This window comes from Clostridium felsineum DSM 794, from assembly GCF_002006355.2.
Taxonomy (GTDB): Bacteria; Bacillota; Clostridia; order Clostridiales; family Clostridiaceae; genus Clostridium_S; species Clostridium_S felsineum.
Map to the genome: position 1 here is coordinate 4,210,529 of NZ_CP096980.1, position 14,641 is coordinate 4,225,169.

Annotated in this window: 13 protein-coding genes; 5 read left to right on the top strand and 8 right to left on the bottom strand. The window is 28.9% G+C overall.

Annotated elements, in window-relative coordinates:
* Window positions 1-10: 10 nt before the first annotated feature.
* Window positions 11-1,216: an IS256 family transposase gene (locus CLFE_RS19640; RefSeq protein ID WP_169851002.1), complete on the top strand. Its 1,206-nt coding sequence runs from the start codon at window positions 11-13 to the stop codon at window positions 1,214-1,216.
* A gap of 265 nt (window positions 1,217-1,481) precedes the next feature.
* Here CLFE_RS19640 and nscfB read toward each other — a convergent pair whose 3' ends face one another.
* Window positions 1,482-2,843: a ScfB-related radical SAM/SPASM orphan maturase gene (gene nscfB / locus CLFE_RS19645; protein ID WP_077894015.1), complete on the bottom strand. Its 1,362-nt coding sequence runs from the start codon at window positions 2,841-2,843 to the stop codon at window positions 1,482-1,484.
* 173 nt (window positions 2,844-3,016) lie between these two features.
* On the bottom strand, window positions 3,017-5,083 hold the full coding sequence (locus CLFE_RS19650) for a methyl-accepting chemotaxis protein (protein ID WP_077894014.1): 2,067 nt from the start codon (window positions 5,081-5,083) through the stop codon (window positions 3,017-3,019).
* A 456-nt stretch (window positions 5,084-5,539) separates the two neighbouring features.
* Between CLFE_RS19650 and gloA2 the strand changes: the two genes are divergently transcribed.
* From gloA2 to CLFE_RS19665, 3 genes are all read left to right on the top strand, one after another.
* Window positions 5,540-5,920 (top strand): SMU1112c/YaeR family gloxylase I-like metalloprotein, encoded by a 381-nt coding sequence (gloA2, locus tag CLFE_RS19655; protein WP_077853064.1) that lies wholly within the window; start codon window positions 5,540-5,542, stop codon window positions 5,918-5,920.
* 108 nt (window positions 5,921-6,028) lie between these two features.
* On the top strand, window positions 6,029-6,934 hold the full coding sequence (locus CLFE_RS19660) for a LysR family transcriptional regulator (protein ID WP_077894013.1): 906 nt from the start codon (window positions 6,029-6,031) through the stop codon (window positions 6,932-6,934).
* Between the two features lie 180 nt (window positions 6,935-7,114).
* A complete protein-coding gene (locus CLFE_RS19665) occupies window positions 7,115-7,888 on the top strand; it encodes an MBL fold metallo-hydrolase (RefSeq protein ID WP_077894012.1) in 774 nt (257 codons plus the stop codon).
* 82 nt (window positions 7,889-7,970) lie between these two features.
* Here CLFE_RS19665 and CLFE_RS19670 read toward each other — a convergent pair whose 3' ends face one another.
* Window positions 7,971-8,921, bottom strand: coding sequence for a DMT family transporter (locus CLFE_RS19670; protein ID WP_077894011.1), 951 nt, complete (start codon window positions 8,919-8,921; stop codon window positions 7,971-7,973).
* Window positions 8,922-9,095: 174 nt separating this feature from the next.
* On the opposite strand from CLFE_RS19670, the gene CLFE_RS19675 reads away from it, so the two are divergent.
* Complete coding sequence (locus CLFE_RS19675; protein ID WP_077894010.1) at window positions 9,096-9,989, top strand: AraC family transcriptional regulator; 894 nt, start codon at window positions 9,096-9,098, stop codon at window positions 9,987-9,989.
* An 11-nt stretch (window positions 9,990-10,000) separates the two neighbouring features.
* On the opposite strand, the gene CLFE_RS19680 is transcribed toward CLFE_RS19675, so the two are convergent.
* The 5 genes from CLFE_RS19680 to CLFE_RS19700 form a co-directional block, all read right to left on the bottom strand.
* Entirely contained in the window at window positions 10,001-11,419 is a 1,419-nt protein-coding gene (locus CLFE_RS19680) for a sensor histidine kinase (protein WP_077894009.1), read from the bottom strand.
* Between the two features lies 1 nt (window position 11,420).
* Window positions 11,421-12,134 carry a response regulator transcription factor gene (locus tag CLFE_RS19685; protein ID WP_077894008.1) on the bottom strand — a complete coding sequence of 238 codons (714 nt, stop codon included), beginning with the start codon at window positions 12,132-12,134 and terminating at the stop codon, window positions 11,421-11,423.
* A 76-nt stretch (window positions 12,135-12,210) separates the two neighbouring features.
* A complete protein-coding gene (locus CLFE_RS19690; protein WP_169850968.1) occupies window positions 12,211-12,927 on the bottom strand; it encodes an ABC transporter permease in 717 nt (238 codons plus the stop codon).
* Window positions 12,928-12,948: 21 nt separating this feature from the next.
* The gene (locus CLFE_RS19695) at window positions 12,949-13,695 is read right to left on the bottom strand and encodes an ABC transporter permease (RefSeq protein WP_077894007.1); all 747 of its coding nucleotides are present in this window, start codon (window positions 13,693-13,695) and stop codon (window positions 12,949-12,951) included.
* Entirely contained in the window at window positions 13,689-14,600 is a 912-nt protein-coding gene (locus CLFE_RS19700; RefSeq protein ID WP_077894006.1) for an ABC transporter ATP-binding protein, read from the bottom strand. The genes CLFE_RS19695 and CLFE_RS19700 overlap by 7 nt, the downstream gene beginning before the upstream one ends.
* Window positions 14,601-14,641 lie beyond the last annotated feature (41 nt).

Here is a 14,641-nt window from a genome sequence, read left to right on the forward strand (position 1 = left end):
GGTAAAACCAATGAATGAAGGAAAAAGAAATATTATATCAGCTCTTATAGACGAGTATGATATTCAGTCAGCTGAGGATATTCAGGAAGCTTTAAAAGATCTATTAGGTGGAACTATTCAATCTATGCTTGAAGGTGAAATGGACGAGCATTTAGGCTATGAACCATATGAACGAGCCGAAACTACAAACTCAAGAAATGGGAAAAAACAAAAAAGAATTCGAAGCAAATATGGTGAGATGAATATAGATGTACCACAGGATAGAGAAAGTTCTTTTGAACCTAAAATAGTACAAAAACACCAGAAAGATATTTCTGGTATAGAAGAAAAAATTATTTCTATGTATGCTAAAGGATTAAGTACCAGACAAATTTCAGAACAAATTGAAGATATATATGGGTTTGAAGTTAGTGAAGGAATGGTTTCAAATATAACCAATAAACTTCTTCCTGAAATAGAAGCATGGCAACATAGACCTTTATCTACAGTATATCCAATTGTTTTCATTGATGCAGTTCATTTTTCCGTAAGGGAAAATAACGTTATACGTAAGCTTGCAGCTTACATTATTCTTGGTATAAATAATGAAGGCAGAAAAGAAGTACTTTCTATAAATATTGGAGAAAATGAAAGCAGTAAATATTGGCTTAGTGCTCTCAATGAATTAAAAAATAGAGGTGTTCAAGATATCCTTATCCTTTGTGCAGATGGTCTTACAGGGATAAAGGAATCTATATCAGTAGCTTTTCCAAATACTGAATATCAACGTTGTATAGTTCATCAAGTAAGAAATACATTAAAGTATGTTTCTGATAAAGATAAAAAAGAATTTGCAAAAGATTTAAAAACTATATATCATGCACCTTCTGAGGAAATTGCATATAAGCAATTAGAAGAAATCACTGGAAAATGGGAAAAACATTATCCTAACTCAATGAAAAGCTGGAAATCAAATTGGGATGCTATTAGCCCTATTTTTAAGTTCTCTGCTGATGTAAGAAAAGTTATTTATACTACAAATGCAATCGAAAGTCTCAACAGCACATATCGTAGATTAAATAGACAAAGAACTGTATTTCCAAGCGATACATCACTTTTAAAAGCTTTATACCTTGCTACTTTTGAAGCTACAAAAAAATGGCGTTTGCCACTAAGAAATTGGGGTAAAGTGTACGGTGAATTATCCATTATGTATGAAGGACGACTTACTGAATAAAAAGCTTAATATGCCAAAAACGCCTGTTTTTAAAGGCGTTCTTGACATACATATTTTTAGAATGTATATTTAAAACAAGATAGAAAGTCACTTTTGACAATCTTGTCTTTTAAAACTTACCATAGAAAGTTATTTTACAGAAAGAATTTTACACTCTCAATTAAAAGCTAATCTCTTAAATAAATTGATTTAAAATTATAAGAATGTAGATAGATTTGATTCCCAAATTTATCTACATTCTTATTTAACTATTTATAAATGCCTACTATTTTTCTATAGCTTTTAATGCTATTGCACATTCAATTCTCTTTTTCTGCATTTTACATCCAATTTCATAAGGAATACTCATATCTCCATTAAAATTGAAGTTATTTGCCTGACATCCTCCACTGCAATAAAACCTTGCCCAACATTCTCTGCATTTTGGTTTATTGTAAATATGAGCCTTTTTAAACTTCTTAGATAATGCTTCATCAAAGGTATCATCATAAATGTTTCCTAATTTAAATTCTTCTCTTCCCACAAATTGGTGACACGGATATACCTCTCCTTGTGGTGTTATTGCTACATACTCAAATCCAGCTCCACAACCAGAGATTCTCTTATAAACACATGGTCCACCTTGTATATCTATGTTAAAATGATAAAAATTAAATTCATCCTTTGCTTCTATTTTTCTTTTTGCCATTTCTTCATATAGTTTATCATAATTAGAGAATATTGTATCAAGATCTTCCTCTCTAATTGCAAGTGGTTGTCCATCTTCTAATACAACTGGTTCTAAAGATAATTCTTTAAAGCCTTCATTAACTAGCGCCATTACATCTTGATAAAAATCAGTATTCTCTCTTGTAAATGTTCCTCTTACATAATAAGTTTTTCCTTCAGTTCTTCTTTTAATCATTTCTTTTATTTTAGGAACTATATCATCGTATGAACCAGTTTTATCTGGTTTTATTCTTGCCTTGTCATGAATTTCTTTTCTACCATCTAAGGATAAAATTATATTTCCCATCTCTTTATCCATATAATCCATCATTTCTGGAGTCAATAATGTAGCATTAGTAGTCATGGTAAATCTAATGTTTTTGCCCCATTTTTCTTCATTATCTCTTGCGTACTTTATTATTTCTTTATTGGTTTCCATTATTAAAGTTGGCTCTCCACCAAACAAATCAATTTCTATGTTCTTCCTAGGGCCACTTCTTTTTATAACATAGTCGATTGCCTTTTTAGCAGTTTCAACACTCATGGCACCTGCATGTCCATTATATTCTCCTTCATCTGCGAAACAATATTTACATCTCAAATTGCACGCATGTATTACATTTAAGCAAATAGCTTTTATATAATCTCTGTCATCCATGGAACTATTAGCTATTTCTTCATATTGATCTTCTGAATAGAGAACTTCCTCTTTTATTAATTGTTGCAATTCATCATATACTTCTACAATTTCTTTTTCGTCATACTTTTCTTTAAATTCAGCTATTATTTCTCCTTTACTCTTTAGCTTATCACTATCCAACACATCATAAACTATTTCATCTACTATATGAACTGCTCCTGTATTTACATCTAAAACAAAATAATTGTTTCCTTGCTTAAATTTATGTATTAAAGTCATTTTTTATCTTCCTCTCAAAATATAATAGAAAACTAAATTATATGCTTATAAAGCATATTAGTCAAACAAGTACAATAAAGTACATAACTATTTCATAATTAATTTTTAGCATCTAAAAAAGGGACATGAGTTTTTACTCATTATCCCTTTTTTAGATTTAAAGTTTTTTAAGTCTAAATTTTAAACTTGCTTATTACTACACTTAATTCTTCTGCGATTGAAGCTAGGCTTTCTCCTGATTTAGCAATTTCCTGAATTGTAGCAACCTGTTCTTCAATAGATGCAGCTGTCTCTTCCGTTCCAGCGGCATTTTCTTCAGAAATAGCAGATAAATTTTGCATTAACTCAATAATTTTATTTTTATTATTACCCATTAATCTTCCAGATTGATTAAGCTTATTAATTATAGTTTTTATAGAATCTATTTCTTCTGCTATACCTGAAAATTTTCCTTCAGTTGCTTCAACACTACCAGCTTGTTCCTTAACAATTTCCTTTGTTTCCTGCATTAAATTAACTGCACTTTCTGATTTTGTCTTTAATTCGCTTATTATAGTTTTAATATCATTTGTAAAACTGTTAGACTGCTCTGCAAGTTTTCTTATTTCATCCGCAACAACTGCGAAACCTTTACCTGCCTCTCCTGCTCTTGCCGCCTCTATTGCAGCGTTTAATGCTAGAAGATTAGTCTGATCCGCAATACTTTCAATCATAGTACTTGCAATTTCTATTTTTTCTGCACTTTCGCTGTTACTCATTATAATATTATAAATATTATTTGAAGCATCATTATTTTTCTTTGTTTTATCAATAAGATCTCTCAAAATTAAGAAACCCTCTTCTTTTTGCTTTTCAATCTGAACCGCTGCAATATTTAGTTCCTCTATATTATTTAAATCCTGTTCTAATAGATTACCTAAATCTTCTACATTATTTGTTGCTATTTGTGTATCTTTAGCTTGTTCACTAGCTCCCCTAGCAATTTCATCAATAGTTTTAGCAACTTCTTCTGAAGCAGTAGCTGTTTCGTTAGAGGTAGCAGTTAATTCCTCTGCTGATGCAGCAACTCTTTCAGTTGCATCTGAGGTCTTGCTAATAAATTCTGCAACATTATCTCTCATAACTCTAAAAGCCCTTACCATATTTCCCGTTTCATCTTTTTTATTGTAATATTTCGATTCTTCTGAATTTTCATCTATTGAAAAATCCAGATTAGCGAAATCCTGTACTTTCTTTGTAACAGCTAAAATAGGCTTTGTTATACTACCTGATACAAAATTAAATAAAATAGATGTTAATAATAATATGGTTATTGCTGAAATAATTACTATATTTATTATTTTTGTTGCTCCACTCATTAACTCCTTTTGTGTAATAAATGATGCTAATATCCAATCAGTACCCTCAACTTTATATGGATTAACAACATACTTTTCACCGTCTATAGTAACATTAAATGATTTTAAATCTTTAGCTAATAGCTGATCTAAACCAGTAATACCAACATCTTTAATTTCTTTAAAATTATTTTTAGGATTTTTTCCGTCTGCCATTATAAAACCTTTATTATGCACAATTATTGAGAATCCTGTTTTACCAACCTTGGTTTTATTCAACATATTACTAATATCAGATTGTTGTACATCAATGCCTATTGCACCTATAACTTTTCCATTTTGATCATTAAATGAAATTGCATTACTTGTAAGCATACTTGACTTATAAATATATGGTGCTGTTCTAATAACACTTCCCTTTTTATTCATAGCTGCAATAAACCAAGGTCTTTTTGAAGGATCATATCCTGCTGGTGCACTTTCCTTAGGCCATTGTACATATTCTCCATTTGGCATTCCCATATATACATAACTTGTACCTTCGTGACTTTTTCCGTACTGCTCCAAAACTTCATAAATTTCTTTTTCAATTCCTCCTTTAGCAGAGGCATCCATTTGAGTATCTTGAGTCGTATTTTTATAGGTTTCTATGCTACTATCAGCTTTCATTATTACAGGATTTGTAGCTAACATATTGATATTCTTATCTAATTGATCATAAAAAATATTAATTGCCTGAGAAACCGTCTTCAATTGTTGATTGGAGTTGTCCATGTAATCATTATAAGCTTTACTATTTACTTGATAAATTACAATACCGCTAATACTTACTAGTGTTAACAAAAGAACTAACATTGAAGATATTAAGATCTTCCCCTTTATTCCAATAACTCTCTTATTCATAGTATAAGCTCCCTTTTTTAGTAAAATTTTATATGGTATTATTTTTTCTTGTATCTATTAATTAGTTCAAGTTTTATTTATATACTTGAGCCGTTTTATCTATATTTTTCCACAACTTAAAGCCTATTTTTTCAAAAGCTACTTTGGAATATAATTAAGTAAAAGCAAAGTTATACATAGTTATTGCATTTTTATACATCACACCCTCACTAACTGAATATGCTGAATTAAATCACATTTTTAAAATTGAATTATCATATTTAATTCAACTATACTTAATATCTATATCGTTATTCATTACATTAATCTTTATTTTAATTTAATAATATCTTTTTTAAAAAATAAGTTTTTTAGACTATATAAAATATTTTATTGCTCCATATTTAAGTGAGTATGATATAATAAACTACGATTTTTACAAAACAGTTAAACTATATACAAGATAGGAGAATTATTATGAAATTAAATTCAATTCATCATATTGCTATTATCGCTTCCAATTATGAGGCCTCTAAAAATTTTTATGTAAACATATTAGGTTTTGAAATTATTCGTGAAAACTATAGATCAGATAAAGATTCTTATAAACTAGATTTAAAAATAGGAAATAGTGAAATAGAACTTTTTTCTATGCCTAAAGCTCCTAAAAGACTTTCATACCCTGAAGCATGTGGTTTAAGACATCTTGCTTTTCACGTTGAAAACATAGAAGATATTGTGAATGAATTAAATAAAAATGGAATTACTACTGAACCAATTAGATTAGACGAATATACTGGAAAAAAATTCACCTTTTTTAGTGATCCAGATGGCTTACCCTTAGAATTGCACGAATAAATTATATATTTTAATCTCAAATTTATAAAAAATGTGGTAATAAGAAATGTTACTATATTTCAGTTTTTATTCTTTGTACAACCTCATTTATAAAAAAGGAGAACTGTCATGAATAAAAGAGAATTAAATTACTTTTTAAAAGTGTACGAAAATAAAAGCATAAAAAGAGCAGCAGAAGCTTTATTTATTTCTTCTCAAGGCTTAAGTAAAACTATTAAAAATCTTGAAGCTGAACTCTCTGTTCAATTATTTAAACGTACATCTCACGGTGTTGAACCTACAATACACGCACATAACTTAAATCGAAGAGCTAAAATTATTATTGAGGAATTTGAAAATATAAAAAATGATATGCTTTTAGATAAAAAAGTTAACACAACTGTACTCCGTGTATTATCCACTTTTAATATGCTTAAATACTTAACACTTGATTTTATACAAGATTTTTATACCCAGTTTCCTAACATTCGTTTAGATATTGTAGAATATCCTGAAGAACCTATTGAAATTATGCTCAAGGATGAACAAGTTGAAATAGCATTTTTATCAAGCCCTATTGATACTAACAATTTTGAGGCAAAGTTTTGCACAACCCATAAAAATTGTCTTATTATTAACAAAAATAATCCATTATCCAAAAAAAATCATATTACCTTTGAGGATTTAAGAAATATACCCATAGCTGTCAATGGTAGAGAATTTAAGACCTATAAAACTAGTGTTAATTTGTGGCTTAAAAATGGAGTTACTCCTAATGTACTCTTAGAAACTTCAGAGGAAACTTTAATCCATGAAGTAGCAAAACGAAACCTAGGAATTGGAATATCTCTTGATTTTTTGGCACATGCTGATAAAAATGACCACATAGTGATACGTCCTGTACCAGATAAATCCTGTGCAAAAGATGTCTATATAGTAAAAAAATCAGGAAAAAAATTAAGCACAGAAGCCAAATGTTTTGAAAAATTCACATTAGAATGGTTGAAAAATAATCCCAGTCTTATTTTTAAATAGTCTATATAAAATGCTTAATTAGTGCTTTAATAGCCTTGAATTTTTTTAGTGAACTATCCTATTGAATCAACCATTTGGTTTACTGGCATCAACTATTATTTGTTTGAATTTCAAATATTAGTATTTTATAATTTACTCATGTGAAATTACTTAATTAACATAGAAAGAAGGAATTTATACATGAATATTAAACAAATTAGAAATGCAACAATAATAGTTAACTATGCAAATAAGAAATTTTTAATAGATCCTCTTTTAGCTGATAAAGGTGCTTTTCCAGCTTTTGGACTTGAACTTGGCTTCCCTGCTTCAGCAAGATCAGAGCGTAACCCTATAGTTGATTTACCTGTATCAATGGATGAAATTTTAAATGTAGATGCTGTAATTGCAACTCATTTACACTTAGATCATTTTGATGAAGCTGCTAAAAAAATTCTGCCAAAAGACATAAAAATGTTTGTACAAAATGAAGAAGATTTTAAAGAATTACAAAATGTTGGATTTAAAAACATAGAAATTTTAACTGAAAATACAACTTTTGAAGGTATTAAATTAATTAAAACAAAGGGACAACATGGAAGAGGAAAAATTTTAGAGCTTAGTGGAAATGTGTGTGGGGTTATTTTTAAACATTCAACTGAAAAAGCTTTATATGTAGCCGGAGATACTGTTTGGTATGATGGTGTTAAAAATGTACTTGAAACTTATACTCCTGAAGTTATCGCTGTAAATTCTGGTGCTAATCAATTTATAGGTTACGAGCCTCTAATAATGGGAAAAGAGGATGTTTATGAAGTATGTAAGGCTTCTCCTGATGCAAAAGTTATTGCTACTCACATGGAAGGCGTAAATCACTGGACATTATCAAGAAAAGAATTAAAGGAATTTGTTAAGGAAAAAGGAATTTCTTCTAATGTATTAATTCCTGATGACGGAGAAGATTATACATTCTAAAATATATACAAAAATAAAGAGGGAGGTAATTAGGATTTATAAAATTCCAATTACTTCTCTTTTTAAGCTTATCTCAAAGATTCTATTGGAACAATTGCTTCTTATCATGTACTATTTCCTCTGAAGCTACAATTGTTTTCTTACTTTTTGCATAAGCTAAAATTGTAATTGTAAATATAATACATACTGTTCCTATCCACTGCATTAATTCAAGCTTTTCGTGCAGCCATAATACAGATAATAAAGCTGCCGATAACGGTTCAGCTGATGATAGTATACTTGACTCCGTTGGTTTTATATACTTTAAACTTTCCAGAAAACAAGTAAAGGCAATTAGTGTTCCAAATATTACCACAAATGCTATAGCTAATATTGAAGTAATAGATAAGCTGCCCGTGCAATCCCATGGTCTATGAATAAAACTAAAAGTTATACCACCTATTAACATTCCCCAACCAACTACTAGAACAGAACCCCATTTTTTAATAAGTGATTGAGGTTGTACGGTATAAAATGCTGCTGCAAATGCTGAGGCAATCCCCCAAAATAATGCCAGTTTAGAAATCGATATACTGTGGATATTCCCCTTTGTAATTATAAAAAATGTTCCTAGCATTGCCAAGAAGATAGCAATGATTTCTTGTAAACTTGGAATTTTTTTAGAACGAATGGCTAAATAACAAGTTATTATTATTGGTGATGAATATTGGAGTATTGTTGCTGTAGCCGCATTTCCATTTTTTATGGCAGCAAAATATGTGTATTGAACACCTAGCATACCTAAAATACTAAAAAATATAAGACTCACATTATCCCGCTTATTCTTCCATATGCTCCATATGCTTTGTTTTCCCATAACAACAACAACTAATAACAAAATCACTCCTGATACTAATAAACGAATTACAACAAGCCACTCTGGACTAAATCCTTTTTTCTGAAATAAATACTGAGCAACAGTACCTGATATTCCCCATAACATAGCTCCTAGTATTACAAGTACTATTCCCTTTATCCTAGAATTAAATTTCATTATGCTTCACTCCTATTATCTAATTATCCCAATAAATTTATTAGTACTATACTCTAGCTAATTGCAACTATATTGATTTATTTAAATAAATATGTAATAATTTTATTACTATTATAAGCTATAAACAATTAATATATTATCAATAATTAAAACTATATTAGCGAGATGATAAATATGCAAGCAAAAAAAATAGAGGTAAATAGTAATTTACAGGAAACAGTTAAACACGGTTCTCTTGATTTTCCAATGGCAATTTATACAGATAAATTTAATCTATTTGAGGATGGATATATCAGATGGCATTGGCATAAGGAAATACAATTTTCATATTCACTTTATGATAGAATTGTTGTTTTTATTGGTGATGAAAAAATAATCTTATCTGAGGGTGAAGGAATCATGATAAATTCCAATGTACTTCATCAAATTAAGCCTTATAATAATAGTAATTGTATGATGTTTTCTATTGATTTTGATTCTACTCTGATTTGCGAGAGTAATTCCCTTATTGAAAAAAAGTATTTAACCCCAGTTATTGAAAATAGTAATTTAAAATATATAGTTTTAAAACCTAATATACCTTGGCAAAAAATAATATTAAACTATCTAGAAAAAACCTTCACACTATCCAATGAGAAGGTCTATGGTTATGAATTAGAAATGAAAAATTACTTAAGCATTATTTGGTTAAATTTAATTAGAGAAGTGAAAGAAGAACTTAAAAATGATATGCATCAAGTATCAAATGATGATGAACGTGTAAAATTAGCCATGCATTATATTGAAAAGCATTATAACGATGATATTAGTCTTTATAATATTTCTATAGCAGCAAATATTAGCAAGAGTGAATGTTGTAGAAGTTTTAAAAGAATTTTGAATATAACACCTTTTGAGTATTTAATGGAATATAGAGTTTCAAAAGCATCAGAACTACTTTTAAAAAGTAATAAAGCTATTTCTACCATAGCTCTTGATGTAGGCTTTAATGGAATAAGTTACTTTGGAAAAGTATTTAAAAAATATAGAAACTGCACTCCTTCTGAGTATAGAAATAAATACAAATAGTTAGAAATACGCTAACTACTACTTGTATTAAAGCTCATAACTATACTAGTTCCTTCTGAAAGTCTGCTAAAAGCCTCTATTCCTCCATTATGCATATTTATAATTTCCTTTCCAATAGCCATTCCAAGTCCTGAGCCTTTATGGCTTTCTCCAGTATTAGTGGCTCTATAATATCTATTAAATAAACTCTTCAATTCTTCTTCTCTTATTCCATTACCATTATCTCTAATTTCTATTATCACTTCAGACTTTACGCCTTCTTTTATATCTATAGTTATCTCTGTATCTTTGGGATTATGCACTATAGAATTCATTATAAAATTATTAAAAACTCTTTTTATATATTTTTTATCACAATTTAAATATATATCTTCCGAAGTATAATGAATATTTATGTTTCTATCGCCATAAAGAGGATTATTTAAAATATCTATTATTATTTCCCGTACTACCTCTACTATGTTCTCCCTCTTCTTCTTAAGCGGAACCACCTTATTTTTGAATTTATATATAAGTGAAAGATCCTCTATTAAAGCCTGAATATATTCTGTTTTATCCTTAACAATCTGCCCATATCTTTTTACATCTTTGTCCTGTAATTTATAATCTTCGCTTGTTAAAAACTGAGAATATCCATTGATAGATGACAGCGGTGTTTTTAAATCATGGGCTATATTTGCTATCCACTGTTCTTTCATTTTTTCTGTACTTTTTCTTTCCTCTTCATTCTCTTTTATTGTGCTGGCTAAGTTTTTCAAGTTTTCATTAACTTCTTCATAAATTCCAAACTTATTTATATTCTTAACTTTGTATTTCCCTTTAGAAATTATTTTAATATTATCTATAATATCAGCAACAGGAGAGGCAAGCCTTCTACTAAATAAATATCCTGCCAATATAATTAAAATAAAATTCAAAAATATAAGTGACATGTAAAATTTCATAGATTCAGCAGTAAATGAAAAAGTATATCTCCATATTTTTTGTGTTGGGAAGCCTAAAATCAAACTATATTTTTTTCCAGCTTTAATAAAGGTGTCAGCATGTATTGTTGATGCTTTTGGCATATCATAAGCATTATTTGCATATCTCATAGCATCTCCCGTAAGGTACTCTTTGGGAATCTCCTTTGGTTTGTTGATATTATTAATTTCCTTATTAGAATCATCTAAAATTTGAAGCCATATACCGTTATCCTTTAATACCTTTATATCTGATTTTGTTAACTGAAATCCTTTTTTAGAATTGATTATTTTGTTTTTGTATTTATCAGAAATTTCACTAGTATTAAAGTTAAAATTATAAAAGTTTTTTGAAAAAGCGAAACCTTTATAAAGGCCTAACAAATTTACCCCCATAAATACAAACTGTATAAAAAATATAATTATTACGTTCCAAAATAAAAACTGCAGTGTTAACTTTGTTTTCATATTACTTTGTCACCAGCTTATAGCCTAGTCCTTTCATAGTTTTTATATATTGTGGACTACTAGGATTATCTTCAACCTTCTCTCTTAAATGTCTAACATGTACCATTATAGTATTATCATATCCGTCATAGTCAAAGTCCCAAATATTGCTGCACAAGCTATTTTTACTAAAAATCTTATTAGGGTTTTTTGCTAAAAATAATAGTAGTTGATACTCTTTTGCTGTCAGTCTAATTACTTCATGATTTTTTAAAACTTCACCATTCTCTTCATTTATTGTAATGCTTCCAAATTCAATTTTTTCCTTTTTCGCTTCTACTGGTGAATAATTATTTCTTCTTAGCTGTGCCTTTATTCTTAAAATTACTTCCTTTATATTAAATGGCTTTGTTACATAGTCATCTCCGCCAGCCTCTAATCCATCGAGCTTATCTTCATCCTCTCCCTTAGCAGTTAAAAATATAATAGGGCAAAAGGAGAAGTTTCTTATCTTTTCACATACCATATATCCATCAATATCCGGCAAGTTTACATCTAATAATATTAAATCCGGATTATTTTCTTTTGCACTTAATATACCATCAATACCTGTAGGTGCTTTATAAATATTCTTGAAACCTGCTCTATCTAAAGCCTCTTCTAATAAATTCAAAAGCTGCTCTTCATCATCCACAAGTACTATTTTTTTATTTAATAATTCCTGTTCACTTATCATACTATCCTCCTAATTATTTCTTTATATTATAACTTTAACATATAAAAAATAACAAGCTGTTTAAACTTGTTTATTTTTATATTACATCCTTTTTATTAAAATTAATTATATCTAAAGAAAATATAAGAGCAAATATTAATATGCTTATAAATAGTATGGGTAAAGCCTGTATTATATTAAATCCCCCCTGAGACAAACTTAAGGAATAAGTCCAAGGTGCATATTTCCAATAACTTGATTGAACTATTATAAGAGAGGACAAAATAATTATAATACCCGCTCCAAGTGGTATTATTACAGAATTAAATTTATTTGATAGCAAAAATAGCAACGCTGTAAATGGCTGCATAGCTATAAAAACATAAATCATCTTAACAATCACCTCTATGGGAATCGTCCCTTTAGCCCCTAAAAAATACGCTCCTAGAATATATTCAATTAAATAAGCTATTAACGCTACTATAATTACTGAAAGCACTAAAAAATACTTTGTCAAATATACTTTACTTCTTTTAACTGGCATAGCTAAAAGCTGTTTCCATCCATTATTAGAGTTCTCCATTCGACCTATTGTCATTGTTACATATATTATTAATATCGGTAGAAGCATACCCACAAAGGTTATTGGTGCAATAGTATCCATAACCTGCCATGGATTAACCTTAGCTACTTTTGTTTTCATAAATCCATAGGATCTTGCACCTATTATAATTGATAATAATGGTGATAAAACTGCAAGCTGATAAACAGACATCCTTTTAATTTTTAGTAATTCTACTTTAAATAATTCCATAATATCTTGTCTCCCCATTATTTAGTAATATTGCTTTCTATTAAAATAATTTATCACAAAAACTAAACCTACAATAATAATCACCATCTCTATTATAATAATAGTATTTAGATTCACCGGCATAAGTCCATCAGAATATGATGCAAAAGAATATGGATTATACTTACTTATGATACTTTTATTAAAATACAGATTTGAAGAAACAATGCTAATTATTGCAGCTATTCCTATTGAAATTAGTGTGTTTTTATTCTTTAAAGTTATAAATAAATGAATAACCATTACAGCAGCAGCTGCCATAAATTGAATTCCAAACATTCTAGCAAAATACTCAACATTAACTGGCTCTGGAAATCCATTAACCTTACCTACTAAAATCAATCCTATAACATTTACGCTTAACATAACCACCATAAATAATAAACTTGTTATAAATTTTGATATAATAATATTTCTTCTTTTAACAGGATAAATTAACGATAGTGTCCAAGCGTTATTTTTATATTCATTATCAAATATAGATGAAATTATCATAGCTCCAAATATGGGAAGATACTGCTTAAAATATACTATGTTTTGTTCATGCAGCAGCATCTGCCAAGAAGTAAGTCCCTCTTTTATAGCCAATGGACGTAAATAACTTATATATCTTATTCTTAAGTCAGCAAACAGCAGAAATGATATAAATGTAGGTATAGCTACAACCATTAAAATCAGTTTTGTTCTCCTTTGCTTAAAAATATCATTTATTATTAATTCCTTTAGCATACCCTTTCCTCCACTGTTAATGATAAAAACATATCCTCTAAAGATTTTCCTTCGTCACATAAATAATTTACATCATAACCTGATAAAACAAGTTCTTTGCATAATTTTGCTGCTGTTAGACTTTCACCTTTAACCCATAGTTTTTCATTTTCTTCTTTTATTTTATAACCTCTTTTAATAAGTAAATCTATTGCCTCTTCTTTATTAGAAACTTGTACAAGAATTTTAGAGGTATTACCCTGTCTAAGCTCTTCTATAGTTCCTTGATATAAAAGTTCACCTTTTTTAATTATTCCAACCTCATCTGCCATTAGCTCTATCTCACTTAAAATATGACTAGAAACTATAACCGTACTGCCCTTTTCCTTTGGAAGTGCTTTTATTAAATCTCTAATTTCATGAATTCCTGATGGATCTAGACCATTAGTCGGCTCATCTAAAATTATCAGTTCAGGATCACCCATTAGTGCTTGAGCTATTCCTAATCTTTGCTTCATACCTAGTGAAAATTCTTTAACCTTTTTATTTCTTACCTCTGACAGCTTCACAAAATCCAATACTCTAGTAATTTCTGATTTCTGGAACTTTAAAATTTTTCTTGTTATTTCTAAATTTTCATAAGCAGTTAAGTGTGCATAGTAAGAAGGACTTTCAACTAATGCTCCAACATTTTTCAAAATTTCTTCTCTTTCAGTTTCAATATTTTCACCTAAAACTTTAATAGAACCTGAGGTTGGCTTTACAAGTCCTAACAGCATTCTTATGGTTGTAGACTTTCCTGCTCCATTTGGTCCTAAAAATCCATAAATAGTTCCCTTTTTTATTTTCAAATCTATACCTTTTACTGCTTTAAAACCTTTAAAATCTTTTACAAGTTCCTTAGTTTCAACTATATAATTATTCATATTCCTTTTCCTCTCAATCACTTTATGTTTTCATTATAGAA